The organism is Luteithermobacter gelatinilyticus, assembly GCF_005849285.1.
Classification (GTDB): Bacteria; Pseudomonadota; Alphaproteobacteria; order Sphingomonadales; family Emcibacteraceae; genus Luteithermobacter; species Luteithermobacter gelatinilyticus.
Genome location: NZ_CP040517.1, coordinates 1638573 through 1662877, shown reverse-complemented (window position 1 = coordinate 1662877; position 24305 = coordinate 1638573). Strand labels below are relative to the sequence as shown.

General features: G+C 53.4%; 25 protein-coding genes. 11 read left to right on the top strand and 14 right to left on the bottom strand.

Annotated features, from left to right (window positions below):
• Positions 1-53: 53 nt before the first annotated feature.
• The 3 genes from FE788_RS07520 to FE788_RS07510 are packed head-to-tail and all read right to left on the bottom strand — an operon-like array spanning position 54 to position 2186.
• The gene (locus tag FE788_RS07520) at positions 54-545 is read right to left on the bottom strand and encodes a CinA family protein (RefSeq protein ID WP_138380051.1); all 492 of its coding nucleotides are present in this window, start codon (positions 543-545) and stop codon (positions 54-56) included.
• Positions 538-1026, bottom strand: a complete 489-nt coding sequence (locus tag FE788_RS07515; protein WP_138380050.1) for a phosphatidylglycerophosphatase A family protein — start codon at positions 1024-1026, stop codon at positions 538-540. Before FE788_RS07515 ends, FE788_RS07520 begins: the two co-directional genes overlap by 8 nt.
• Positions 1023-2186: a bifunctional 2-C-methyl-D-erythritol 4-phosphate cytidylyltransferase/2-C-methyl-D-erythritol 2,4-cyclodiphosphate synthase gene (locus FE788_RS07510; RefSeq protein ID WP_138380049.1), complete on the bottom strand. Its 1164-nt coding sequence runs from the start codon at positions 2184-2186 to the stop codon at positions 1023-1025. Before FE788_RS07510 ends, FE788_RS07515 begins: the two co-directional genes overlap by 4 nt.
• A 202-nt stretch (positions 2187-2388) precedes the next feature.
• Between FE788_RS07510 and dusB the strand changes: the two genes are divergently transcribed.
• The 10 genes from dusB (at position 2389) to FE788_RS07460 (ending at position 15207) form a co-directional block, all read left to right on the top strand.
• Positions 2389-3369, top strand: coding sequence for a tRNA dihydrouridine synthase DusB (gene dusB / locus FE788_RS07505; RefSeq protein ID WP_138380048.1), 981 nt, complete (start codon positions 2389-2391; stop codon positions 3367-3369).
• Positions 3369-4469 (top strand): two-component system sensor histidine kinase NtrB, encoded by a 1101-nt coding sequence (locus FE788_RS07500; RefSeq protein ID WP_138380047.1) that lies wholly within the window; start codon positions 3369-3371, stop codon positions 4467-4469. The genes dusB and FE788_RS07500 overlap by 1 nt, the downstream gene beginning before the upstream one ends.
• A 21-nt stretch (positions 4470-4490) precedes the next feature.
• A complete protein-coding gene (gene ntrC, locus FE788_RS07495; RefSeq protein WP_138380046.1) occupies positions 4491-5942 on the top strand; it encodes a nitrogen regulation protein NR(I) in 1452 nt (483 codons plus the stop codon).
• 58 nt (positions 5943-6000) lie between these two features.
• Complete coding sequence (locus tag FE788_RS07490) at positions 6001-8286, top strand: sensor histidine kinase NtrY-like (protein WP_138380045.1); 2286 nt, start codon at positions 6001-6003, stop codon at positions 8284-8286.
• Positions 8276-9646 (top strand): nitrogen assimilation response regulator NtrX, encoded by a 1371-nt coding sequence (gene ntrX, locus FE788_RS07485; protein WP_138380044.1) that lies wholly within the window; start codon positions 8276-8278, stop codon positions 9644-9646. Before FE788_RS07490 ends, ntrX begins: the two co-directional genes overlap by 11 nt.
• A 58-nt stretch (positions 9647-9704) precedes the next feature.
• Positions 9705-11081, top strand: coding sequence for a Trk system potassium transporter TrkA (trkA, locus tag FE788_RS07480; RefSeq protein WP_138380043.1), 1377 nt, complete (start codon positions 9705-9707; stop codon positions 11079-11081).
• Positions 11082-11083: 2 nt separating this feature from the next.
• On the top strand, positions 11084-12562 hold the full coding sequence (locus tag FE788_RS07475; RefSeq protein ID WP_138380042.1) for a TrkH family potassium uptake protein: 1479 nt from the start codon (positions 11084-11086) through the stop codon (positions 12560-12562).
• Positions 12563-12710: 148 nt separating this feature from the next.
• On the top strand, positions 12711-12959 hold the full coding sequence (hfq, locus tag FE788_RS07470; protein WP_138380041.1) for an RNA chaperone Hfq: 249 nt from the start codon (positions 12711-12713) through the stop codon (positions 12957-12959).
• A gap of 11 nt (positions 12960-12970) precedes the next feature.
• Positions 12971-14377 (top strand): GTPase HflX, encoded by a 1407-nt coding sequence (gene hflX, locus FE788_RS07465; protein WP_138380040.1) that lies wholly within the window; start codon positions 12971-12973, stop codon positions 14375-14377.
• Positions 14374-15207: an inositol monophosphatase family protein gene (locus FE788_RS07460; protein ID WP_138380039.1), complete on the top strand. Its 834-nt coding sequence runs from the start codon at positions 14374-14376 to the stop codon at positions 15205-15207. The genes hflX and FE788_RS07460 overlap by 4 nt, the downstream gene beginning before the upstream one ends.
• Here the strand turns inward: FE788_RS07460 and mazG are convergent.
• The 11 genes from mazG to purC all read right to left on the bottom strand — a co-directional run bounded on the left by mazG (position 15187) and on the right by purC (position 23669).
• Complete coding sequence (mazG, locus tag FE788_RS07455; protein WP_138380038.1) at positions 15187-16029, bottom strand: nucleoside triphosphate pyrophosphohydrolase; 843 nt, start codon at positions 16027-16029, stop codon at positions 15187-15189. The genes FE788_RS07460 and mazG overlap by 21 nt on opposite strands.
• Positions 16026-16634 carry a GNAT family N-acetyltransferase gene (locus FE788_RS07450; RefSeq protein ID WP_168190323.1) on the bottom strand — a complete coding sequence of 203 codons (609 nt, stop codon included), beginning with the start codon at positions 16632-16634 and terminating at the stop codon, positions 16026-16028. The genes mazG and FE788_RS07450 overlap by 4 nt, the downstream gene beginning before the upstream one ends.
• Positions 16635-16879: 245 nt before the next feature.
• Positions 16880-17089: a hypothetical protein gene (locus FE788_RS07445; RefSeq protein WP_138380036.1), complete on the bottom strand. Its 210-nt coding sequence runs from the start codon at positions 17087-17089 to the stop codon at positions 16880-16882.
• A gap of 2 nt (positions 17090-17091) precedes the next feature.
• A complete protein-coding gene (locus tag FE788_RS07440) occupies positions 17092-17706 on the bottom strand; it encodes an acyl-homoserine-lactone synthase (protein ID WP_168190322.1) in 615 nt (204 codons plus the stop codon).
• A gap of 176 nt (positions 17707-17882) precedes the next feature.
• Positions 17883-18611 (bottom strand): helix-turn-helix transcriptional regulator, encoded by a 729-nt coding sequence (locus FE788_RS07435; protein ID WP_138380034.1) that lies wholly within the window; start codon positions 18609-18611, stop codon positions 17883-17885.
• Positions 18612-18989: 378 nt separating this feature from the next.
• Positions 18990-19322 (bottom strand): Grx4 family monothiol glutaredoxin, encoded by a 333-nt coding sequence (gene grxD, locus FE788_RS07430; RefSeq protein WP_138380033.1) that lies wholly within the window; start codon positions 19320-19322, stop codon positions 18990-18992.
• A 47-nt stretch (positions 19323-19369) separates the two neighbouring features.
• Positions 19370-19600, bottom strand: a complete 231-nt coding sequence (locus FE788_RS07425) for a BolA family protein (RefSeq protein WP_138380032.1) — start codon at positions 19598-19600, stop codon at positions 19370-19372.
• Positions 19601-19631: 31 nt separating this feature from the next.
• The gene (purL, locus tag FE788_RS07420; protein ID WP_138380031.1) at positions 19632-21842 is read right to left on the bottom strand and encodes a phosphoribosylformylglycinamidine synthase subunit PurL; all 2211 of its coding nucleotides are present in this window, start codon (positions 21840-21842) and stop codon (positions 19632-19634) included.
• A gap of 10 nt (positions 21843-21852) precedes the next feature.
• Positions 21853-22542 (bottom strand): phosphoribosylformylglycinamidine synthase subunit PurQ, encoded by a 690-nt coding sequence (gene purQ, locus FE788_RS07415; protein WP_138380030.1) that lies wholly within the window; start codon positions 22540-22542, stop codon positions 21853-21855.
• Between the two features lie 95 nt (positions 22543-22637).
• Positions 22638-22877, bottom strand: a complete 240-nt coding sequence (gene purS / locus FE788_RS07410) for a phosphoribosylformylglycinamidine synthase subunit PurS (RefSeq protein ID WP_138380029.1) — start codon at positions 22875-22877, stop codon at positions 22638-22640.
• Positions 22878-22922: 45 nt separating this feature from the next.
• Entirely contained in the window at positions 22923-23669 is a 747-nt protein-coding gene (gene purC / locus FE788_RS07405; RefSeq protein ID WP_138380028.1) for a phosphoribosylaminoimidazolesuccinocarboxamide synthase, read from the bottom strand.
• 262 nt (positions 23670-23931) lie between these two features.
• Here purC and FE788_RS07400 point away from each other — a divergent pair, with 262 nt between their 5' ends.
• Entirely contained in the window at positions 23932-24261 is a 330-nt protein-coding gene (locus FE788_RS07400; protein ID WP_138380027.1) for a DUF1476 domain-containing protein, read from the top strand.
• Positions 24262-24305: the final 44 nt, after the last annotated feature.

Here is a 24305-nt window from a genome sequence, read left to right as displayed (position 1 = left end):
CGTCACAAGAAAGGGGAAGGTGTAAAATTATTTGACACTTTCCAGTGAACAACTCAGGTCATAATACTCAAAACAAGTTTCAGGGCGGCAGCAATGGTTTCACGGCGCACTTGCTCCCGCCCGATATCGCCGAAACGGTGTTCTTCGTGCCGGGTGATGCCGCCCCGCCGGTGGGCCGCCATATGCACAAGCCCCACGGGTTTATCTGTCGTACCGCCGCCGGGTCCGGCGATGCCAGTCACTGCCACGGCAATGGTCGAGGCGGATTTGCGCACGGCGCCCTCGGCCATTTCCCGCGCGCAGACCTCGCTTACCGCACCATACCGGCTAAGGGTGTCAATGGAAACCCCAAGTATTTCGGCCTTGGCCCGATTGGTATAGGTGATAAACCCCCGATCAACGACGTCTGAAGATCCGGCAATTTCCGTCAGGCACCCCATGACTAGGCCGCCGGTGCAGGATTCCGCCGTGGCCAGATGAATATTCCGCTCTCGCGCCCGGGTCAGAACGTTGCGGGCCAGATCGAGCAATTCTTCATCAAACATATTGTGTGACTCCCCATAATATGGCGGCGGCCATAATGCCGGCAACCACGTCATCCATCATCACCCCAAAGGCCGAATGCCGCCGGTCAAAGATCCGGATGGGCCAGGGTTTCAGAATATCAAACAGCCGAAACAGGATAAAGGCCAGAACGTAATCCTTGATTTCGGGCGAAAGGGGTAAGGCGAGACAGGTAATCCAGACCCCTGCGACCTCGTCAATGACCACTTCTTCCGGATCCTGTGTGCCGCTGAGCTGCATATATTTACCTGTCGCCCAAAGACCGAGCAGGAAAACACCGGCGATACCAAGAGCCATCGCCCAATATCCACCGTAAGTCCATAACAACCAGGCGAAGGGCAGGGCGGCGAGGCTGCCCCAGGTGCCCGGTGCCTTGGGCAACAGACCGCTGAAAAACCATGTGGAAAGCATAAAGGCCGGGTGCAGCGGAGAATTGGGCCAATTTTTCAGGGAAGTGTTCATGGGCACTCTTCCGGCAGTCGAACCGTGGCAACGGCCTGGGCGGCGATGCCTTCCGCGCGACCGGTAAAGCCGAGTTTTTCGGTGGTGGTCGCCTTGATGCTGATGCGAGACAGGTCGAGACCGCAGATCGAGGCGATGGATTGACGCATGGCCTCCCGATGTGGACCGATTTTTGGCGCTTCGCAAATCAGCGTCAGGTCCAGATGGGCGATGATCCCGCCTTTTTCGCTTACAAGCCGCATGGCCTCTTTGAGAAAAATCTTCGAGGGGGCGCCTTTCCAGCGATCCTCTCCGGGGGGGAAATGATCACCAATATCCCCCGCAGCAATGGCGCCGAGTATGGCATCGGTCAGCGCATGCAGGGCCACATCCGCATCCGAATGACCTTTCAGTTTTTTGTCAAACGGGATGGAGATACCGCCCAGAATAACGGCCTCTCCTTTGGACTCGAAGGCGTGCACGTCAAAGCCGTACCCCGTTCTGACATCGGTAAGGTTGCTGCGCATCATCCGTTCCGCTTTGGCAAGATCCTCTGCTGTGGTGATTTTGAAATTTCGCTCTTCCCCGGTCACTATATGCACCGGATGCCCCATGCTCTCCACCAGGGCCGCATCATCGGTCAGGTTATGCGTGACCAGTTTGTCATGGGAGTCTAAAATGAGATCAAAACGAAACGCCTGCGGTGTTTGGGCGCGCCAGAGGTGGTTACGGTCTATTGTGGCCTCAACGGTCTTGTCGCGGGCCCGCTTCAGCGTATCCGTCACCGCCAGCGCCGGCAGGGCAGCGCCATGATCCCGGGCGGCAGCAATGACCCGGTTAACCAGCTCATGGGACAGAAAAGGCCGGGCGGCATCATGGATCAAAACCAGGTCCGGTCGGTGTTCCTTTAGTGCCTGAAGGCCATAACGTACAGATTCCTGACGGCTTGTTCCGCCAAAAACCGGAGGCGGCAGATCAAGGCCCGTTATGCTCTGTTGATACAGCGACAGATCATCCGGATGGATCACCACCTGAATCAGGCTGATGGCATCATGTGCGGCAAAAACTTCTGCGGTTCTGCGCAGGATCGTCTTGCCGGCAAGTGGCAGATATTGTTTGGGCATTTTTTCGCCCAGCCGGTGCCCCCGCCCGGCGGCGACGATAACGGCAGCGATTTTCATTCTCTTAACCCTCTAATCTTCAGACGGATATGGGACGATGTTTTAGTCAGGCAGACCCTATCACCCCATCCGGGCCTTGTCTGTAATTTTCTTGTATGGATCAGCCTTTGACCCGGCGTCGCTTTTCGAGTATATTCCGCCTCAAAGTGATTATTTTTTGGTCACCCTAGGGGTGTTTGGTGAAGTTGCATAGATTTTAATCATGAAAATCGGAAGTATACTGATTGAGGACCCGGTTTTGCTGTGTCCGATGGCCGGGGTGACGGATCGTCCGTATCGACGTCTGGTCAAACGTTTTGGCGCTGGTCTGGTCACCTCTGAGATGATTGCCAGCGAAGCCCTGATCCGGGCTCATGACCGGACTCTGAAAATGGCGGCGCCGGAAAGCGATGAATATATGATGTCGGTCCAGCTTGCCGGCTGTGAGCCCGATGTGGTGGCCGAAGCTGCCCGCATCAATGAAGACAGGGGGGCGCCGATCATCGACATCAATATGGGATGCCCGGCCAAAAAAGTGGTCAATGGATATGCCGGTTCCGCGCTGATGAAGGATCTGAGTCTGGCCCGGCAGATTCTGGAAAAAACCGTCAAGGCGGTGGATGTGCCTGTGACGCTGAAAATGCGTACCGGTTGGGACGACCAGAATCGCAACGCGCCGGAACTGGCACGTATTGCCGAGGACGTGGGGATTCAGATGTTGACGGTACATGGCCGAACCCGCTGCCAGATGTATCGGGGGAGCGCCGATTGGTCTTTCATTCGCAAGGTGAAAGAGGCTGTGAAAATTCCGGTGATTGCCAATGGTGACATCACGTCCCTAGAAGACGCGAAAGAGGCGCTGCGCCAGTCCGGAGCGGACGGGGTGATGATCGGGCGCGGAACCTATGGGCGGCCCTGGTTTATTTCCCAGGTGATCCATTATCTGAAAACCGGGGAAAAACTTCCCGATCCGCCTTTATCGGTACAAAAAGACATCCTTATGGAACATTATGAGGCGATCCTGGCCCATTACGGCGAACACACCGGTAAGAAAATCGCCCGTAAACATATTTCCTGGTACACCAAGGGATTAAGGGATTCTGCGAGTTTCCGGCAGCTGGTTAATAGCCTTGCGGATGTGGGGCAGGTGCGGGAGCTTATACATCGTTTTTATGATCCTCTGATTGAGGAAATGGCGGCCTGATGGGAAAACATGCCACCACGGAAAAATCACGCCGTAAAGGGGTAAATCTGGATGCACTTCTGGATTCCCTACCGGACAGCATTCTTGTGGTGGACAAAAACGACAAGATCATATTTGTCAATAGTGCCGCTGAAACCCTGTTTTATCAGGGGGCCAAGGTATTGCTGCGGCAACGGGTGACGGATTTGGTGCCTTCTGACAGTCCGCTGGCCTCGCTGATTGAACAAAGTCGCCAGACCCGCCAGGTCATTTCGGAATATGATGTTTTGCTGGCCAATCCCCGCAACCCGGAACACAAGGTGGATATTCATGTAAGCCCGATGCTGGATGATGAGAACCAGATCCTGATTCAGCTTCAGGAACGCAGTATCGCCCAGAAAATCAACCAGCAGCTTTTCCATCGGGGGGCGGCCCGGTCCGTGACCGGCATGGCCGCGGTGCTGGCCCATGAAATTAAAAACCCGCTGTCCGGGATCCGGGGATCGGCCCAGCTCCTGGAACAGGACGCCACGGAGGAGGAAAAAACACTCACCCGGTTAATTTGTGAAGAAACGGACCGGATTTGTGCGCTGGTGGATCAGATGGAGGTCTTCTCTGACCGCAAGCCGATTGACCCCGTGGAGGTAAACATTCACAGTGTACTGGAACATGTCAAAAAACTGGCAGAAAACGGTTTTGGCAAACATGTCCGTTTTCACGAATATTATGACCCGTCTCTCCCCGCCACTGTGGGGGACCGGGCCCAGCTCATTCAGGTATTTCTCAATCTGGTCAAGAATGCGGCGGAGGCCGCGCCAGCCATAGGCGGCGAAGTCACCCTGACCACCGCCTATCGGCACGGGGTGCGGGTAACAGCTCCTGGCGGGCGGGAACGATTGCATCTGCCTTTGGAAATCTGCGTAATTGATAATGGGCCAGGGGTTCCGGAAGATCTGAAACTGCACCTTTTTGATCCTTTTGTGACAACAAAACCCTGCGGCACCGGTCTCGGACTGGCGTTGGTGGCGAAGATTGTCGGGGATCATGGCGGCATTATCGAATGCGATTCGGAACCCGGAAAAACCCTGTTTCGGGTACTGCTGCCGATTGCGGTTCATTAGGAACATGAAGGGGTATGGAAGATGGCGGCAAAAAACATATTGATCGCGGATGACGACCGAGCCATTCGCACCGTCCTGTCCCAGGCTTTGGGACGGGAAGGATATAATGTGCAGGTCACCGGTAACGCCTCTACCCTCTGGCGCTGGATCGCCAATGGGGAAGGGGATCTGGTAATTACGGATGTGGTGATGCCGGATGAAAACGGGCTTGATATGTTGCCGCGCATCAAGAAAATTCGCCCGGATTTGCCGATTATTGTAATGAGTGCCCAGAATACCCTGTTGACGGCGGTCAAGGCAACGGAGCGGGGGGCTTATGAATATTTGCCCAAGCCTTTTGACCTGAATGAGGTCAAGGCCGTGGTCCAGAAGGGGCTGGCCCGGAAACTGAAGGTGGAAGCGCCGGGACCGGAGACGCAGGAGACGGACGATCTACCTTTAATCGGCCGGTCTGTGGCCATGCAGGAAGTTTATCGCACCATGGCGCGTCTGATGAATACGGACCTAACCGTGACCATTACGGGAGAGTCGGGAACCGGCAAGGAGCTTGTTGCCCGGGCGTTGCATGATTTCGGAAAACGTCGTAACGCCCCGTTTGTCGCACTGAATATGGCCGCCATTCCACGGGAATTGATTGAAAGTGAACTGTTCGGTCATGAAAAAGGGGCTTTTACCGGCGCTGACAGTCGGAATATCGGTCGCTTTGAACAGGCGCAGGGCGGCACCCTGTTTCTGGATGAAATTGGAGATATGCCCAAAGATGCCCAGACCCGCCTACTTAGGGTACTTCAAGAAGGAGAATATACCACGGTTGGCGGGCACAGACCGATTAAAACGGATGTGCGCATTATCGCCGCCACCCATCGGGACCTGAAACAGCTGATCAATCAGGGACTGTTCCGCGAAGACCTGTATTACCGCCTGAATGTGGTGCCCTTGCGTATTCCACCGCTCAGGGAGCGCAAGGAAGATATTCCTGATCTGGTGCGCCATTTCCTGAACAGCTATGCCCAGGAAAACAATCAGCCGCCCAAACTGATTGACAATGATGCGCTGAACTATCTGAAACAGCATAACTGGCCCGGCAACGTGCGGGAGCTGGAGAATCTGGCCCATCGTTTGGCGGCGCTGTATGTGGAGGATGTGATCAACCTGGAAATTGTCCGGACAGAACTGACCACCATGCCGGACAGCAAGCTGGATATGGCATCCGAGAGTTTCGGGGACGAAACCTTGCAGGAGGCGATTTTCCGGCATCTGAAAAAATATTTTGATGCGCATGCGCCGCATGAACTGCCACCGGCCGGTCTCTATGGACGGGTCTTGAAGGAGATGGAAAAACCGTTGATTGAGCTGAGCCTGGCGGCGACGCGGGGTAATCAGATCAAGGCGGCTGATCTTTTGGGGCTCAATCGAAACACCCTGAGAAAAAAGATCAAGGAACTGGAAATTGAAGTTGTGCGGGGTGGGTAAGTTGTGGATGTTGCAATTATGCAACAATATGATACTCTGGGTTCCAGAGAACTAATTTATGGATAAAGCCGCACGAAATATGATGAGCGAGGCAAGCAGGACCAGAAATGCGCGGCCTTTTTTCCGTTTTGCCTTATGGGCCAAACGAATCAAGCTGACCAACAAAATCGCCTATGCCCTGGCCCTGGGGGCTTTTTTGTCGGGCATTATCACCTATGCCAGTTTTTCCAATATGGGGCCATTTGCGCCGACGCCGACGACGCTTTATGGACTGCTGTTGTTCAATCTGGTGTTGCTGCTCGTGCTGGGGGCTTTGGTCTCTCGGCAGATGGTCCGGCTTTTTGCAGCCCAGAAAGCCGGTGCTGCCGGCGCGCGACTGCACAGCCGGATCATTACCCTGTTCAGCATTGTGGCGATCACCCCCACCATCATTGTGGCGATTTTTTCGGCGTTGTTTTTTGAGTTCGGGCTACAGTCATGGTTCAGCGATAAGGTGCAGACGGTTCTTGATAATTCCCAGCGGGTGGCCGAAGCCTATATTGACGAACATAAAAAGGTGATCAAAGCAGACATTCTGGGCATGGCCAAGGACCTGAATACCCAGGCTTTTACCCTGTCTTCCAATCCGGAGCTTCTGGAACAGGCGCTCACCGGTATGGCGCAGATCCTGTCCCTGTCGGAAGTGATTGTCTTTGACCGCACCGGGCAGGTGACCGCCCGGGCCCGCTCCACTATTTCCCTGATGAGCGACCCTTTCCCCCTCAGGGCTTTGGAATCCGCGGCAGAGGGAAAAGTGGTGTTTCTGGCCGGCAAGGAAGATGACAGCATGATCCGGGCGCTTGTAAAGCTGGACGGTTATCTGGATCAGTTTCTGTATATCAGCCGGTTTATTGATACCCGCGCTCTGACACTGGTGCATCAGACACTTTCTGCCCGGGATGACTATATGCGGGTGTTGCAGGATCTTTCTCAATATCGGTTATGGTTCAACCTGACCTTTATCGTTGTGGCGCTGCTGATCCTGTTTGCAGCCGTGTGGATGGGCCTGGGACTGGCCAATAAGCTGATGGAACCGATTGGTAATCTGATTGACACTTCAGCCAGAGTCGGCAGAGGAGATCTGTCGGCACGGGCGCCAATCGAGAATACATATGACGACTTGGGCGGGCTGACCAAGGCGTTCAACAATATGACCCGGCAGTTACAACAGCAACAGCGGGCCCTGCTAAAGGCCAATATGCAGCTTGATGAACGCCGCCGGTTTACGGAAACGGTTCTGTCCGGTGTGACGGCGGGAATTATGGGGCTGGATCCGGATGGCACTATTACGCTGCCCAACCGCTCCGCCGCCCGGCTTTTGAATACCGAACCGCGCAATCTCAAGGATCGGCGCCTTCGTGATGTTATGCCGGAAGCGGCAGAACTGTTCGAAAAAATTCGGACAACCAAGAGCAAATCCGTACAGGACCAGATCACCATAAACCGCGACGATATCAAACTTAATCTTCTGGTACGCATCACGGCGGAAATGAAGGACAAGAAGGTGGAGGGGTTCGTGATGAGCTTTGATGATATTACGGATCAGGTTGCCGCCCAGAGAACCGCAGCCTGGGCAGATGTGGCCCGACGCATTGCGCATGAAATCAAAAACCCGTTAACCCCCATTCAACTGGCGGCGGAACGTCTGAAACGCAAATATGGTCGGCAGATTACCTCTGATCCGGCGATTTTTACCCAGTGCACGGAAACCATTATCCGTCAGGTGGGGGACCTGCGGCGTATGGTGGACGAATTTTCCTCCTTCGCCCGCATGCCGGCCCCGGTTCTGAAGACCGAAGATCTCCGGCAGATTATTTCCCAAGCGGTGTTTTTGATGGAGGTCGCCCACCATGATATTGAATTCGTGGTGGATTTGCCCGAGGAGGATCTGAAGATTAATTGCGATGCCCGACTGATCGGCCAGGCGTTGACCAATCTGATCAAAAACGCCGCTGAAGCCATTGAGGTGTTGCGGGAAGAAAACAGTGCCATCAAAGGACAGATAAGAATTTTTATTCCCGATGGGGAGGAAGGAGAAACCAGAGTAAGTGTTATGGACAATGGCAAGGGGTTGCCAGAAGAACTGATCGATCGTCTTACGGAGCCTTATGTTACCACAAGGATAAAAGGTACCGGCCTGGGGCTCGCCATTGTGAAAAAGATCATGAAGGATCATGGGGGGGATCTGATTCTAGTGAATAACAAGGAAGGCGGGGCCACGGCAACACTGATCTTTGCTTCCGAAACGGAAGCGGCAGACATCGCCTCCCAACCGAAAAAAATGAGGATCGTACATGGCGCTTGATATCCTGATCGTTGACGACGAAGCTGACATTCGTGAATTGATCGCCGGCATTCTGGAAGATGAAGGTTATGAGACCCGGGTTGCGGGTGACAGCGACACGGCGCTGGCGGAAATCGAGGCCCGGCGGCCGTCGTTGCTGATTCTTGATATCTGGCTTCAGGGAAGTCGTCTTGACGGGCTGGAGTTATTGGAGGTTGTCAAACAACGCCATAAAGACATGCCAGTCATCATTATCAGCGGGCACGGTAACATTGAAACTGCGGTTTCAGCCATAAAACGCGGGGCCTATGACTTTATCAGCAAGCCCTTTGAGACTGACAAGCTCCTGATCCTTGTCGAGCGAGCCACGGAAATGGAGCGATTGAGACGGGAAAACACCGAGCTCAAGGAAAGATATGGCTTTGACCTGGAGCTGACGGGTAATTCTTCCGCTATCAATGTAGTGCGCAACACCATTGAAAAAGTGGCGCCGAGCGGGAGCCGGGTGCTGATTTCCGGTCCGCCGGGCTCCGGCAAAGAGGTGGTCGCCCGCCTGATCCATAAACATTCCAAACGCGCCAATGGCAAATTTGTGGTGGTCAATGCCGCCAGCATGTCGCCGGATACCATGGAGCATGAACTGTTTGGCACTGAAGAAAACGGCGTTGTCAAGAAAACCGGTGTTTTTGAAGAAGCCCATGGCGGGACGTTGTTTATTGATGAAGTGGCGGACATGCCGCAAACCACCCAGGCCAAGATCCTTCGTGTGCTGACGGATCAGAGTTTCGAGAGGGTAGGAGGGACGACCCGCGTGCATGTTAATGTGCGCGTGGTCAGTGCCACCAGCCGCAATCTGCGGGAAGAGATTGAACAACAAAGATTTCGCGAAGACCTGTATCACCGTCTGAATGTGGTGCCGGTTATGGTGCCGCCCCTGACACAGCGTCGCGACGATATTCCGGCCTTGGTGCATCAGATTATGGGGCAACTTTCCGCGGCCACGGGCCGCCAGCCCCGACAGATCACGCCGGAAGCCATGGCCGCGTTGCAGGCCCATGATTGGCCAGGAAATGTGCGTCAGCTGCGCAACATCATTGAACGTCTTCTGATTCTGTCTTCCGACAATGAGCCTATTACGGTGGACATGTTGCCGGCGGAAATTATTGCTGATATGGAAATTCTCAGCCCTCATCGACATAACGAAATCATGTCCTTGTCACTCCGGGATGCCCGTGAGAAGTTTGAAACGGAATATCTGAAAGTTCAAATCAGCCGATTTGACGGAAACATCTCGAAAACGGCCGAATTTGTTGGTATGGAACGTTCGGCTTTGCATCGAAAACTAAAAAGCCTGGGCATCACCGGGCAGGACCGCAAATAATTTGGTTGATCCGGCGGCCGGGTGGAATGGCACGGGTCATGAATAAAGGTGGAGGGATATGAAAGTCATAATATGCGGTGCCGGACAGGTCGGCTTTAACATTGCGCGGCACCTGGCCAATGAAAATAACGACGTTACGGTTATAGACCGGTCTCCGGAGCTGATCAGCAAAATCCGCAATTCCCTTGATGTGCATGCCATCGTCGGATATGCCTCCCATCCCGATCTTCTGGAGCAGGCCGGGGCGCGGGATGCGGATATGATTATCGCGGTCACGTTGTTTGACGAGGTGAACATGGTGGCCTGTCAGGTGGCGCATTCCCTGTTTGATGTTCCAACAAAAATCGCCCGGGTCCGGGCCCAGAATTATTTGCAACCCACCTGGCGAGAGCTTTTCAGCCGTGAACACCTGCCCATTGATGTGATTATTTCTCCGGAAATCGAAGTGGCGCGGGCCGCCATACGCCGTCTCAAGGTGCCGGGCGCCTTTGACATGATCCCCTTTGTGGGGGACCGGGTTCAGGTGGTTGGTGTGCGTCTGGACGAAGACTGCCCGGTACTTGATACGCCGCTCAGGCAACTGACGGAACTGTTCCCGGATCTCAACATTCTGGTGGCCGGTATTTTGCGGGCCGACAAGGTGATTGTCCCAGGTGGTGATGACCAGCTTCTGGCCGGGGATAATATTTATTTCGTGGCCGAAAAAAATCATGTCCGACGGGCGCTTAATGTTTTCGGCCATGAGGAAGAAGAGGCCCGGCGTATCATTATTGTCGGCGGCGGGAATGTGGGGCTGTTTATCGCTGAACAGTTGTTAGCGGAAAATCCCAAAATTCAGATCAAGATTATTGAGCTTGATCAGGAACGGGCCACTTTTGTGGCCGAACGTCTTCCCAAAGCGGTCGTGCTTCATGGAGATGCTCTGGATCTGGAAATTCAGCGGGAAGCCAATGTTGCCGGAACAGAAACCATCATTGCGGTTACCAATGATGACAAAGTGAATATTCTGGCTTCCACCCTGGCCAAGCAACAAGGCTGTAGCTGGGCGATCACTTTGATTAACAATCAGGAATTTGGGCCGTTGACAGCTTCTGTGGGGATTGATGCCTATGTGGAACCGCGCCAGACGACCGTATCGGGCATTCTTCAACATATGCGCAAGGGCCGGATCAGATCCCTGCACAGTCTGGCCGGTGGCCGGGCGGAGGTGATTGAAGCCGTGGCCCTGGATACTTCGCCATTGGTGGGTAAGCCGTTGCGGGACATTCGTTTGCCGGCGGGCATTGTGGTCGGCGCCATTGTACAGGATGATCAGGTCGTTGTGCCCCGGGGGGGCACCGTTATCAGACCCGGTGATACGGTCGTGATGTTTACCCGAGCGGACATGATCCGCAAGGTCGAGGAACTTTTCTCCGTCAAGCTGGAATATTTCTGAGCATGTTTGCACGGATCGGAAATATTGTCGGGTACATTCTGATCCTCCTGGGGTTTAGTGAAATTGTGCCCATAGGTGTTGCGGCCTATTATGAGGAATATGAGCTGATCATGCCGTTCATGATCAGTGCGCTGGTGACGATTTTTATCGGGGGGGCGCTTTTCTTTTCCTTTAAGGATCTGGATGTGGAAGCCAGCAATGCCGAACTGCTGCTGCTGCTCATTGTCATATGGACCGGCCTGCCGTTATTTGCCAGTATGCCGTTTATGACCTCAGGCCTGCTGACAAAACTGACGGATGCGTATTTCGAGGCTGCCTCCGCCCTGACCACAACGGGATCAACGGTGCTTGTGAATCTGGATCTCGTCCCTCGTGCCTTGCTGTTCTGGCGGGCGCTGCTGCAATGGGAAGGGGGGATACTCGTTTTTACGCTTGCCGTGGCAATTCTGCCGCCGGCAAAAATTGGCGGGCTTGAACTGTTTAACAGTGCGCTGCCACGCCGTGAAGTACGAAACCGGGGCTGGAGAAGCCTGCGGTCGCGTTTGCTGTATGCCGTAGTGCCCTTAAGCAAGGTGTATATGATCCTTACCCTGATATGCACAATATTGCTGCTGTTTTCCGGAATAGGTCTGTTTGACTCGTTGACCACCGCCATGGCCACTTTATCAAGCGGCGGGTTTACGACCCATAGTGGCACAGGTGATAACCCGTTTTCAGGCTGGACAGAATTTATTTTGATTCCGTTCATGCTTTTGGCGGCCATGAATTTTACGTATCACTGGGCCTTCCTTATGGGCGGGCACAAGGTTCGATATTATAAAGAATCCCTGGAAATCCGCTATTTTCTTTATTTCATGGCGGTAGGCTTTCTGCTGCTGCTGTTTTCTTTTATGATGTCCCCGGAGCTTAGGGAGACCGGCCTGTGGCGGCTTGTGGGTCTGGCGGCCTTTACGGTGGCTTCGGTCTCCACAACCACTGGCTTTGCCCCGGATATGGCGGGCCTCATGCCGCTTTCGGTTGTAATTTTGTGTAGCGCCTTGTTGTTTATTGGCGGAACAACAGGCTCCACAGCCGGCGGGTTCAAAATATTGCGGGTGCATCTTTTGCTCAAACACGCCAACCGTGAATTGAGCCGTCTGATCCATCCGCACAGCATCGTTCCGGTGCGCATGCGTGACTTGAATGTCCAGGAACCGGTCTTATATGCTGTTTGGACACTATTGTTCGTGGTGATATCTGCAATCGCCCTTGCTACACTTGGATATGCGATGATGGGGCAGGGGTTGCAGTCCGGTCTGGGAATTTCGCTGGCAAATTTATATAGTGCCGGAGGACTGGTGGCCATTTTTGCGCCGGACTTTGTGGGATATCACAGCCTGTCGATGGCGGGGAAGTGGCTGACCTCTCTCATCATGATTATGGGGCGGCTGGAAGTGATCGCGTTGATGGTGCTTTTTATGCCGTCATTCTGGAGAAATTAAAAAGCGTATGGAGCAACTGATAGCTGGTTTCATGAATGTTTGAGGTATGTTATCATCACCGCCAGGTCAGGGGGTTATGCCTGACCGCTTATCTGTTCAAAGTTTTGAAACCAAGCTTGAACCAAAAACAATAAATGGAAATAAATAAATGTCAGACAAAAACCATAACTTACAAGATGCTTTTCTGAACCACATAAGAAAAAACAAAACCCCTATTACGGTTTTCCTGGTCAATGGTGTGAAACTGCAGGGAATCATCACCTGGTTTGATAACTTCTGTATTCTTTTACGCCGGGATGCAAATGTGCAGCTGGTTTACAAACACGCTATTTCTACCATTATGCCGGGTGGCCCGATCCAGCTGTTTGATCCCGATGAATCGGAAGGAAATGGGTAAGACGTATTTAAATGACCCAGAGGATTAATTCTGACGAACTCACATTTCGCAAAAAAAGCTACAGTTCCGTCTGGGATGATCCGAACAGTAAAGATTTGACGCTCCCGGCTCACACGGCCGGGGCGCATACTCTGATATTCCATCCCTATCTTCGTATCCGACAGAATAAACCCGTTGCTTCCAGGTCGCCTCGCGCGCGACTGGAAGAAGCCATTTCTCTGGCGGCTGCTCTGGATCTGGATGTGTGTCAGGCCGTTGCTATCCCTGTTCAGAACATCCGCCCGGCCACCTATCTGGGGCGGGGAAAAGTGGAGGAACTGGCGGACTATATTAAACATAATGCCATCGAACTGGTGGTGGCGGACTGTGAATTGTCCCCAGGGCAGCAGCGTAATCTGGAAAAAAGCCTAGGCTGCAAGGTCATTGATCGCACCGGGCTGATACTCGAAATTTTTGGCGAACGGGCGCACACGCGGGAAGGGGCTCTGCAGGTGGAGCTTGCTCACCTCTCTTATCAGAAAAGCCGCCTGGTGCGGTCCTGGACCCACCTTGAACGTCAACGGGGCGGGTTTGGGTTCATGGGCGGCCCCGGTGAGAAACAGATCGAAGCTGACCGCCGTATGATCGACGAAAGGATCGCCAAAATCCGCCGACAACTCGCCACCATTACCCGGACCCGGGAATTGCACCGTAAGGGACGCAAAAAAGTGCCTTTTCCTGTGGTGGCGCTGGTGGGGTATACCAATGCAGGCAAGTCCACCTTGTTTAACCGGCTGACCCGGGCGGACGTTATGGCCGAAGACTTGCTTTTTGCCACGCTGGACCCGACCATGCGACAGGTGCGGCTTCCCTGTGGCAAGAAGATCATCCTTTCAGACACGGTAGGATTTATTTCCGACCTGCCTACCCATCTGGTGGCGGCGTTCCGGGCGACGCTGGAGGAAGTTGTGGAGGCCGATATCATTCTGCATGTGCGGGATATTTCCCATCCCGAAACAGATGACCAACGCCAGGATGTAATTGAGGTTCTGAAATCTCTGGGAGTGGAAGAGGGGCCCGAGCGGCCGATTTATGAGCTTTGGAATAAAATTGATTTGCTGCCCCCCGAAGAACGCCAGGCCCGGGAAAACAGCGCCGCCTGGCGGAAGAACATTTCGCTGATTTCGGCCGTAACCGGCGAGGGATGTGATGATCTGTTGCAGAATTTATCCGACCTGCTTTCTGAGGGAGAGCAAATTTACGACCTGGCCTTCCGTCCCGATCAGGGGGCCGAGATTGCGTGGTTGTACCAGCACGGGGAAGTTTTGGAACGTATTGATGGACCGGATCACATCAATGTGCGGGTGAGACTTAATGATAAGTCCGTTGGATTTCTGGAAAAGAAGGGGTTGCATCTTGCCGAGAGGATGGCGGGATGATTGTTTCGGAAAGGATCGCCCCTGAAGAAATTGCGCAGGACATCCGAGAAATCAGTCATCAGGAGATTTTAACCCGCTATCGCCGGCTTGAATCTCATGAAATTCAGGACAAATCCCCCGGGGAGTCTTCGGGGGATCTGGTCACTTCCGCGGATCTGGAAACTGAAAAACACCTATCGCGACGCCTGAGAGCCCGTTATCCGTCGGCCGTGATTGCCGGTGAAGAAAGTATCTCCCGCAATCCCGAACTGCTGCGACAGATTGTACAGGCTGATCTGGCATTTCTGATCGACCCTGTGGACGGAACCAAAAACTTTGTTCAGGGCAACCCGCGCTTTGCCCTGATGATGGCGGCCCTGAAAAAAGGGGAAGTTGCCGCGGCATGGATTTATTTACCGGCCCTGGAGAGAATGGCGATGGCCGAACGGGGCGGCGGCGCCCTGCTTAATGAGCAAGTTGTCGACCTTCCCGCCCCCCCGCAGAATCCCGCGCAATGGATCGCGGCGGCCCATCTTCGGCGCATGCCGGAAAAAATGCGCAACACGGCGCGGGAAAATTTGAAAAAATTCGCCGCCAACCGGCCGGCCTTCTGTGCCGGATATGATTATATCGCGCTGCTTGAAGGCAAAAAACATTTTTCGGTCTATTTCCGGACCTTGCCATGGGATCACCTGCCGGGCAGCTTTATTTTTCAGGCGGCCGGGGGGGTGAGCCAACATCTTTCCGGCGGTGCCTATACCATTCATGACCAGGATAAAGGGCTGATTTCGGCCTGTACACCGGCGCAATGGGGGCAGGTGCGTGAGCTTTTATTTCCCGGCTTTTTCTGAGAGAGCCGGTTTTGCAGAAGTGTCTTTTTCTTCCTGTTTGGCCTGGTCCCAGCAACGATCCAGTTCCTCCAGAGTGCAGTGTTCAGCTTTTTTCCCCTGTTCGCGCAGGATTTCCTCAATCCGGCGGAAACGGCGTTCAAATTTTGCATTGGCGGATCTGAGTGCGCTTTCCGGGTCAATGTCCAGATGTCGGGCCAGATTGGCGTAAACAAACATCATGTCCCCGAATTCCTCGGCAATTAATTCGCGGTTTTGTTCAGCCTTGTTTTTGACGAGCTCGGCGGAAAGCTCAGCCATTTCCTCATTCAGCTTGTCCAGGACCTGATGGGTTTCCGGCCAATCGAAACCGACCCGTGCGGCCCGTTTCTGAAGTTTCACCGCGCGGGTCAGTGCAGGCAATCCCCGGGTGATCCCGTCAAGGGCGCTGGAGGGGCGGGATCCATTTTTTTCCTGTCGCTCCCTGGCTTTATGCTCTTCCCAGGCCCGGGTTTGTTCTTCCGCCGTGCGGATATTTTCTGAACCAAAAACATGGGGATGACGGCGGATCATTTTTTCGCAGATGCCCCGGGCCACATCTTCAAAATCAAAGGCGCCCTGCTCTCGTGCCATTTGGGCATGGAAAACCACTTGCAGCAAAAGATCACCCAGTTCTTCCTTAAGCGCCGCCATGTCCTGCTGTTCGATGGCCTCGGCCACTTCATAGGCTTCTTCTATGGTGTAAGGAGCAATACTGTGGAAATCTTGCTCCCGGTCCCAGGCGCATCCCTTTTGCGGATCCCTGAGGCGTTCCATTATGGCAAGAAGTTTCAGGAGGGAGGTCATTGATCTTTGTGTCCTTCTTTACGACATTCCATCCATTCCTTACGCGTCATACGATATTCTGCCGCCGGCTGTCCATGGACATATAGATCGCCTGCATATCGAAACCCCATCCTTTTTGCTACAGCAACGGAGGCGGTGTTTTCCTTCATGATCAGGGAACATATATTCGGAAAACCGCATGCGTCAAACCCGTAATCCCGCACCGCAGTTGCCGCTTCCGAGGCATACCCCTGTCCCCAGAATTTTTTGGCAAAAGTATAGCCGATTTCCCTTTTCACCAGCTTTTCCGGCCCTTCCGGTCCGTCATACAGCGGGCCCCACGCATAATGTTCTATACCGTCCTGCTCATAACCATAAAAAAAGTTAAAACCGCATCGTCCGATGGGCCGGCTGTCTGCTTTTCGTTCCACCAGATACAGGCCAACGCCTTCCGTGGCATACCAGTTCATTACCGTGTCAAGAAATTCGCGGTTTTCCTCGTGGCTTCTCACCCGTCCGGTCAGATAACGCATGACATCCATGTCGCTGTGTAATTCATCAAGGAAGTTAATATCCTCCTCGCGGAAAGGGCGCAGGATCAGGCGCGGGGTTTCAATCTCTCTCATATAGGTTTCTCCAATGGGCCCGGGGGGACAACCTGAAAGGCGTCGCGCAGAATGGGCATCATTAACCCGGATTAGGTCTAATACCATTTCCCTTTAGAGAAGGACAGGGGGCAGCAAAAAAGATCAGGCAGAAAAAAACGGGAAGGGGGTATATCACCCCTTCCCAGTGCTGTAGGGAGGCACTTGCAGGCCAAAGATTAATCATAGCATTATCAGGGCATTATCAGGGCATTATCAGGGCATTATCAGGGACAGGTGTCGGTGATGCGGCTCCAGGTTTCTTTTTCCATCGTGATATCTGTTTCATATGCCGGGCCGGTTTCGTAGGTGCATTTCAGCCTTTGTGCATCTTCGATGAGGCGGGCAACCAGCATGTTTCTGTCAAGAGGTTTGAGAGGGGCAAGCGCATAACCAAGTTCGCCCATAAGAATGCCAAGAGTCATTTTCTGTTCCATTGTTAAGCTACCTTTCTTTCCGGCAAGGCCGGCGTTGTATCCAAAACGGGTCTGGTGACTTTGTATTTCCAGCGCATCATGTTCAGGGAGTTGGGGTTAATAATTAACATTCCGGCAATGAGTTCTTCTCCATTATCATCTTTATGGGGAATGCCTAACGGGGTGATCCCCCATCCGGCATGGAGAACTGTCGGGTAAAATTTCATCCCGACCACAAAGGTGATCCGGGTGATATGAAAAATCAGGGCCGCTTCGGCCATCCCCAGGAACAACTCCCCGATTATCCCCTGGTCCTGTTGTGAAGGAGGAACACAGGAGCGGGAGCTTTCCCAGATGTTCCTGCCGCGCGGCACAGCGCCTTCCACCAGGTGGCTGAACAGATCAACCATAAGATGGGGGCGCATTGTCGGGTTCATTCTTTTGGAGCCCAGAACCTCCCCGTTATGATCTAGTTTCAGCAGATAAAGCGTGTCACTGGTATCATATTGATCCATTTCCAGGCCGTCCTTGGCCAAGGGCAGATCCCAGTTCAGCATTTCGACAAAAACTTGATATCGTTGCTGATACATCTGCCGCAGCTGGGCCGCATATTGCCTGCGGTTTTCTTTTGTAACCAAGACGATCATCCTGATAACTCTTATCTTTCCGAACGTTATGAGGTTCATGATGATGAGAGACGGGGCACAAGAAACCTGTCTAGGCAGACAGGTTGACGAAGAATATACAGGTGTGTTCCCTCGTAGAGGTTAACCCATGATTGTAGTGTAGGATTGAGAGGTGCGTCTTAGGCGGGTCAGGGGCGGATAATACCGTTTAATACGGCGCGGGCGATGGCCTGCTGGCGTGTGGAGACGCCGAGTTTGCGTTTGGCGTTTTCAATATGAAAATGAGACGTGCGCGCGCTGATATAAAGGATATCGCCAATATCCTGATCGCTTTTGCCTGCTGCGGCCCAGTGCAGGCATTCCCGTTCCCGTGCGGTCAGTTTTGGAACAGGCGTATCGGCATTCAGGTCTTTCAGTTTCAGGGTGAGAACCGCATCATGATAATGAACGGCCATGATATGCAGGATATGGTACACCCGAGGGGGCACATCAAGGTTCTCCCCGGCGATGTTCACGGTACAGGGGGGCTGTCCCGGCACCGTGATCGGGATGGTCATGCCGTTAAGGATGCCGAATTCACTGGCTTCTGAAAAAATCTGCTGATTGATTTTATCGGGCAGAGAAAGATCGGACCAGATATAGGGTTTGGAGGTCGTAAAAACTCGCTGCAACACAACATCATGTTCGAAATAACGCTGTTCGGTATAATAATCGACCCATTTTTGCGGAAACGCAAACAACAGGAGCGATTCCGGGGGCGGATTGGTCCAGTCCACAACACTCAGACAGGTATGCTTGTCAAACCCCAGAGGGGCGGTTTTTTTGCTGAAAGCGGCCTGAATTTCGTCCGCATTTCTAGCGGACGAGATGTCGGAAATAAAATCCTGCACATCCTCAAAGCCGATCAAAATTTCCACCCCCTTTGTTCAAGGCCCTGATATAAAGAATGATGAAAAAAGAGCCTTCCCCGAAAGTGTATTTTAATTGACCGGCGTTGCCAAATAAATTTTTCAGCCTCGCCCTGACGAAGCTGCCAGTCAAAACGGATTAGCCAGATGGATTAGCCAGACAGATTAGTCAGAACGGATTATTGGGGGTGATATTAGATAAAACCGCAGGATGCGGCAATCCAGGGCACCAGGAGAATGGATCGCCACGCCCGTTTTCAAGATTATGACAGGGGATCGCGATGACGTTGTTTTTCGCCATCGCGAGGGGACGCGATGCAATCCATGTTACCCTGAATGAAAACCTAAAACATGGTAGATGACGCAGTCTTCAATGCGCAAACTACGCTAGCTTTTGGGGCGGATGCCGTGTTGTTCAAAGAGCTGGATGAGCTCTCCATTGGCGGCCATTTCGCGCACAATGTCACAGCCGCCGACAAACTCTCCCTTGACATAAAGCTGCGGGATAGTTGGCCATTCGCTGAACTGTTTGATGCCTTCGCGCAGGGCAGGGTCCTGTAACACGTCAAAGGCTTCATAATCCACGTTATAATAGTTCAGCACTTCAACCACGGCGGCGGAAAAACCGCATTGGGGGAACATCGGGCTGCCTTTCATATACAGCACGATATCGTTGTTTTTGATGTCTTCTTCAATTCGGGCGAAAACCGGATTGTTCATGTGTTTAAATTCCTGATAAATCTTTTTCGTCTGTTGATTGACGGCGCTTATTCAACCGAAGTTTGCAATGCCAGGGCGTGCAGATCCCCGCCCATTTTGCCTTTCAGCGCCTTGTACACCATCTGATGTTGCTGCACGCGGCTTTTCCCGGCAAAGGCTTTTGAAACCACAAGGGCGGCATAATGGTCGCCGTCACCGCGCAGATCCTGAATGGTGACTTTGGCGTCGGGAATGCCTTCCTTGATCAGTCTTTCAATCTCTGCCGCATCCATGCTCATTTGAATGTTACTCCACTTGATCCCTAGTTACTTACTCTAGCCCCATATAGTTTGGCATCCAGCCGCTGTGCGCGTCAAGAAGCTCCGCTACTGATATGGTGGCTGCATCGCCGATTTTCAATTCCGTACCGCCGGTAACGCCAATTTTTTGCGCTTTCACGCCGGCCTGTGTTGCAGCCTTCAGAAGGGCGTCGGCTTTTGTTTCAGCAACGGACAGCACATACCGGCTCTGGTCTTCCCCAAAGCCAAAGGCATGTAGGGAAAGTCCCCCGGGGTCTAAGGTCAGATCCATGCCCATCCGGGATGCCATGGCCATTTCCGCAAGTGCCACAAATAGCCCGCCGTCTGAAAGATCGTGACAGGTCTCCACGGTGCCATTTTCAATCTGGGCGCGGACAAAATCGCCGTTTTTCTTTTCTGTTTCCAGATCTACTGGCGGCGGCGCGCCTTCCTCGCGACCTTCAATGATATCCAGATAAAGCGATGCGCCAAGATGGCCTTTGGTTTCACCAATCAGAATCAGGATTTCGCCTTCTTCTTTGGGGGCAATGGTGGCCATTTTGCGGCTGTCTTTGAGCAGGCCCACACCGCCGATAGCTGGGGTCGGGTAAATGCCGGTACCGTTGGTTTCGTTATAGAGCGAGACATTGCCGGAGACGACGGGGTAGTTGAGCATCGTACAGGCCTCCTTCATGCCCTCAATGCAGCCAACAAACTGGCCCATGATTTCCGGCCGTTCGGGATTGCCGAAATTCATGCAGTCGGTAATGGCCAGCGGGGTGCCGCCAACAGCGGTAATATTGCGCCAGGTTTCGGCCACAGCCTGTTTGCCGCCTTCGACCGGGTCCGCATAACAATAACGTGGGGTGCAGTCGGTGGAAATGGCCAGTGCCTTATCGGTGCCATGCACCCGCACCACAGCGGCATCGCCGCCCGGTTTCTGGATGGTATCGGCCATTACCTGATGATCATACTGTTCCCAGATCCAGGCCCGGCTACACAGATTGGGCGAGCCGATCATCTTGATCAGGGCCGCACCAAGGTCATCCGGGGCGGCGATTTTTTCAGGGGGCAGGTAAGGCGCAGGATCCTGTTTGATCCACGGCCGGTCATATTCCGGCGATTTGTCCGCCAGCGGTCCAGCCGGGATGTCTGCGACAACTGCCCCTTTATACAGCAGGGTAAGGTTACCGGTGTCCGTGATTCTGCCAATCACGGCGAAATCCAGATCCCATTTGCGGAAGATGGCCTCGGCCTCGGCTTCCCGGCCGGGCTTGAGCACCATCAGCATGCGCTCCTGGCTTTCCGACAGCATCATTTCATAGGGGGTCATGTTTTCTTCGCGCTGGGGCACCTTGTCCAGGTTCAACTCAAAGCCCACGCCGCCACCGGAAGCCATTTCGACGGAAGAAGAGGTCAATCCCGCCGCGCCCATATCTTGAATCGCGACGATGGCGTCAGTGGCCATCAGCTCAAGGCAGGCTTCAATCAGAAGTTTTTCCGTAAACGGATCGCCCACCTGCACTGTGGGGCGTTTTTCTTCACTGTCCTCGGTAAATTCCGCTGACGCCATGGTGGCGCCGTGAATGCCGTCGCGACCGGTTTTAGAGCCCACATAAACCACCGGATTCCCGACGCCAGCGGCCGCGGAATAGAAAATCTTGTCCGCATCCGCTAATCCCACGGTCATGGCGTTGACCAGGATATTACCGTCATAGGAGGGGTGGAAATTGGTTTCCCCGCCCACTGTGGGCACGCCGACACAGTTGCCATAGCCGCCAATGCCGTCCACCACGCCACTTAACAGATGGCGGGTTTTGGGGTGTTCCGGCCGGCCAAAGCGCAGGGCGTTCATATTGGCGATGGGACGTGCGCCCATGGTGAACACATCCCGCAGGATTCCGCCCACGCCGGTGGCCGCGCCCTGATAAGGTTCGATATAGGAGGGGTGGTTGTGGCTTTCCATTTTGAAAACGGCGGCCTGGCCATCCCCTATGTCAATCACCCCGGCATTTTCCCCCGGGCCCTGGATCACCCAGGGGGCCTTGGTGGGCAGTTTTTTCAAATGTAATTTTGACGATTTGTAGGAGCAGTGTTCGCTCCACATCACAGAAAAGATGCCCAGTTCCGTCAGAGTAGGGGTGCGGCCCAGAATGTCCAGAACCAGCTTGTATTCCTCCTGGGTCAGACCGTGTTCGGCCACCAGTTCATCGGTGATTTCAATATTGTTGTTCCACGCCATATCCCGGGTCCTATTTTAATGAATTCAGAATGCTTTCGAAGAAACCGCGGCCGTCGGTGCCGCCTTGGGCGTCTTCAATGAGGCGTTCCGGATGCGGCATCATGCCCAACACATTGCCGCGTTCGTTAATGATTCCGGCTATGTTATGCTGCGACCCGTTGGGGTTGCCGGCTTTACTGGCCTCGCCCGTCTCGTCCACATACCGGAAAACAACGCGATTCTGGTCTTCCAGCTTTTTCAACGTTTCCTCATCCGCAAAATAATTGCCGTCATGATGGGCTACAGGGATCCGGATGATCTGTCCCTGCTTGTAGGCATTGCTGAAGACGGTATCGTTGTTATCCACTCTCAGAGGAACGTGTTTGCAGATGAATTTCAGGCTTCTGTTGCGCATCAGCGCGCCGGGCAGCAGCCCGGTTTCGGTGAGAATCTGGAAGCCGTTGCAGATCCCGATAATATTGACCCCTTGTTCTGCTCTGCTGATCACTTCCTTCATGGCCGGCGAGCGGGCCGCCATGGCCCCGCAGCGCAGATAGTCGCCAAAGGAAAACCCGCCGGGCAGGGCGATCAGGTCCACATCGGGAATTTCCCTGTTCTGATGCCAGACAACGTGCGGTTTTTGACCCGTAATTTTCTCCAGTGCCACGATCATGTCGCGATCGCAATTGGAGGCGGGAAACACAATAACAGCGCTTTTCATCGACGCATTCCCATATTTTAATCAATCTATCCTGCGTCCCTGACCGGGGCTTATGAAGCATAAAGCCCTCAGGAGAGGGCGTCAGTTTGTTTCTGTCAGTCGATTTCGATGGTGTAGTTTTCAATCACCGTGTTGGCGAGTAGTTTTCGACACATCTCCTCGACCCTGGCCTTGGCCTGTTCTTGGTCGTTGTCTGCGAGGTCCAGTTCGATAAATTTGCCTTGGCGCACATCATCCACGCCCTCAAAACCGAGGGCGGTCAGGGCATGCTGGATGGCTTTGCCCTGGGGGTCCAGGACGCCGTTTTTCAAGGTGACATATACACGTGCTTTCACGATGTATCCCTTTCTGTCTCAAGTCATGTATGTTAGTCGGTCTTTTCAGTCGCCGGCGTCCAGGGAAATCCCCAGGCGGCGGGCCACTTCCTGATAGGCCTCCACCTCACCACCCAGATCACGGCGAAAACGGTCCTTGTCCATTTTCTCACCGGTTCTCATATCCCACAGACGACAGTTGTCTGGGCTGAATTCATCAGCAAGAACGAGCGTATAACCGTCTTCTTCGGCAAGACGCCCGTATTCCAGTTTGAAATCCACCAGATCAATGCCCACGGCCGCAAACATGCCGCGCAGAAAGTCATTAATCTTAAGGGACATTTCAAAAATTTCGTCCAGTTCCTCTTCCGTCGCCAGCCCCAGAATCAGAATGTGTTCCTCGGCCAGCAGCGGGTCCCCCAGATCATCATTTTTCAGCGAAAACTCCACCAGCGGCCGGGCCAGGCGCGTGCCTTCCTCCACGCCGAACTTTTTGGACATGGACCCCGCCGCGATATTGCGCACAATGACTTCCAGCGGTACGATCTGGACTTCGTGAACCAGTTGTTCCCGATCAGACAACCGTCTGATATAATGAGTCGGGATACCGATGCCGGCAAGCCGGGTCATGATCAGGTCGGTGATCCGGTTGTTGATAATGCCTTTGCCGGCAATGGTGCCTTTTTTCTGGTTGTTGAAAGCGGTGGCATCATCCTTGAAATACTGAATGAGCGTGCCGGGTTCGGGACCGCGGAACAGAATTTTGGCTTTGCCTTCGTAGAGTTTTTCACCCTTGGGGACATCAGACGTCATGGGGGAACCTTAATCTGAAAATTTGAGAATCAAGCGTGGCGAACATATATCATAAAATTGTCAAATACAATGCGCCAAAAGCAGAAAACGGCCGTCGAAAATGAAACATGGTTTTTTGGTGTAAAATAAGGTGGAATCCTTTTTTTGAATGACGTACATATGGCACCAAATAATACTGAGCCGGCCGGGACCGCCTTGAAAGCAAGATGTGCGGTAACGGGCAGCAATCTGAGGACAGGATTTAAGACAGGAGTTTGTAAATATGACCCAGTTCAATGACCGGGAAAAGGCGTTTGAAAACAAATTCGCCAAGGATGAGGAATTCGAGTTCAAGGTCGCCATGCGCCGCAATAAATTGCTGGGTTTGTGGGCCGCAGAGAAGATGGGGCTTTCCGGGGCAGACGCCCAGAATTATGCCAAGGAAGTGGTGCAGGCGGATTTTGAGGAAACCGGTCATGAAGATGTTTACCGTAAAATCAAGACAGACTTCGAGGCCAAAGGCGTAGAGATTTCCGAACATCGCCTGCGGAAGGCGATGGATGAGTTTCTTGAAGAGGCCCGTCTGCAACTGAAAGCGGAAGGCAAAAGCTGATTTGCCCGGTTTTGTAAAATTCCGATAGAGTGATGAACCGCCTT